The sequence below is a fragment of the Micromonospora sp. NPDC049580 genome (assembly GCF_040675595.1).
GTDB lineage: Bacteria > Actinomycetota > Actinomycetes > Mycobacteriales > Micromonosporaceae > Micromonospora.
This window is the reverse complement of sequence record NZ_JBFAPG010000764.1, coordinates 1-1,793: the sequence shown is the minus strand read 5'-3', so window position 1 is coordinate 1,793 and position 1,793 is coordinate 1. Positions and strand designations below refer to the sequence as shown.

At 75.0% G+C, this 1,793-nt stretch carries 3 protein-coding genes; 1 reads left to right on the top strand and 2 read right to left on the bottom strand.

The features are described from left to right. Positions 1 to 414, top strand: a 414-nt coding sequence (locus tag AB0J68_RS31865; protein ID WP_363942557.1) for an Rrf2 family transcriptional regulator, incomplete at its 5' end; no start/stop codon positions are given. Between the two features lie 106 nt (positions 415 to 520). Here AB0J68_RS31865 and AB0J68_RS31860 read toward each other — a convergent pair. Continuing rightward, the gene (locus tag AB0J68_RS31860; protein ID WP_354861521.1) at positions 521 to 721 is read right to left on the bottom strand and encodes a hypothetical protein; all 201 of its coding nucleotides are present in this window, start codon (positions 719 to 721) and stop codon (positions 521 to 523) included. 252 nt (positions 722 to 973) lie between these two features. Then, a partial coding sequence (locus AB0J68_RS31855; protein WP_363942555.1) for a DEAD/DEAH box helicase occupies positions 974 to 1,793 on the bottom strand: 820 nt, incomplete at its 5' end.

Sequence of the window (1,793 nt, the reverse complement as noted above, 5' to 3'; positions counted from 1 at the left end):
GCCGTCACCGCCGCCGTACGCGGCGGCGACGCGGGCGGTGGTGGCGCGGGCGAGCTGGTGAAGGCCGGCAGCCTGGCCGAGGTGCAGGAGATCCCGCTCAGCTTCCTGCAGGGCATCCTGCTCGACCTGCGCCGGGCCGGTCTGCTGCACAGCCATCGGGGCGCCGAGGGCGGATACGCGCTGACCCGGCCACCTGAGGAGATCACCGTCGGGGATGTGCTGCGCGCGGTCGGCGGCTCGCTGACCACCGTACGCGGAATGCCGGCCGAACGCGCCGGCTACCACGGGGTGGCTGCCGGGCTCACCGACGTCTGGCTGGCGGTGCACGGGGCGATCGCCACCGTCGTCGACAGCACCAGCCTCGCCGACCTGCTGAGCCGCACCCCGACCGACCGGGCGTTCACGACGTCCTGACCACCGGGGCGGCGTGGTCGGGTCGGTGCCCCGCCGACCCGACCACACCTCGTACCGATCCTGACCGGGCCTGCCCCTCCGCCGGCACCGGTCGGCCGGTCGCTGCTCAGCCCCGGTGCTCGACCGTCGGGCCGGGGCCCGGATCGCCGGGACTGCGCAGCTCCACCAGACCGGCGGGAGCATTGTCCGCCGGGGTGGCATGCCAGGGCGCGAAGGCCGCGACCATAGCGAGCAGCAACCCGGCGAGCCCGACCGCGGCCACCAGGATCAGTTCGCGCAGCGCCCCCGAGCCGGCTTCGCCCGCCATGGTCACCCCTCCCGCGCCGGGCCCCCCGCCCGGCTCCCCCCGATGGCCAGCTTCGACCACACCGGGCCGGGACACAGTCGGCCAGCCGACCAAGCCGCGGCTGATATTCGACTCGGGCCAGCGGCCGGGCGGTGCGGGTCATCGACCGCCACGACGGTCGAGGAGGCCGATCCGGGGCGCGACCCGGACCACCCCGCACACAAACCGACCCGCCCAGCCGAAGCGGGACGGGTCGGTGACGTGCGTGGAGGATCAGACGGTACGCGGGCGGCGCGGACGACGGGACCGGCCCGACGCGCGGTGCGCCGGGCGGGCGCCGCCGTCCGTGGCCGAGCCACCGGCTACGCGTCCCCGGCTGACAGCCACCGGCGGCGCGACGATGGTCACCGGCACACCGGACGGCTCACGGGCACCGGTCACCCGGGCCAACGAACCGTCGCCCGGGCGCACCTGGACCGACTCCGGCCGGATGCCGGCGGTGGCCATCAGCCGGGACACGTCCCGGCGCTGCTCGGGCAGGACCAGGGTGACCACGCTGCCGGACTCGCCGGCGCGGGCCGTCCGACCACCGCGGTGCAGGTAGTCCTTCGCCTCGGCCGGCGGGTCCACGTTGACGACCATGTCGAGGCCGTCGACGTGGATGCCCCGGGCCGCCACGTCCGTGGCGACCAGGGCGGTCACCTGGCCGTTGCGGAACTGCTCCAGGATGCGGGTGCGCTGCGGCTGGGACTTGCCACCGTGCAGCGCGGCGGCGCGTACACCCTTGGAGAGCAACTGGCGCGCGAGCCGGTCGGCGCGGTGCTTGGTGCCCATGAAGAGGATGGTGCGACCGTCACGGGCGGCGATCCGGGTCAACGCGTCGGGCTTGTCGACCGCGTCGACGTGCAGCACGTGGTGGGTCATCGCGGTGACCGTGGCAGTGCCCGGGTCGACCGAGTGGGTCACCGGGCTGCTGAGGAAGCGGCGGACCAGCCGGTCCACGCCGCCGTCCAGGGTGGCGGAGAAGAGCATCCGCTGACCCTGCGGGGCGACCTGCTCCAGGAGCTTGGTCACCTGCGGCAGGAAGCCCATG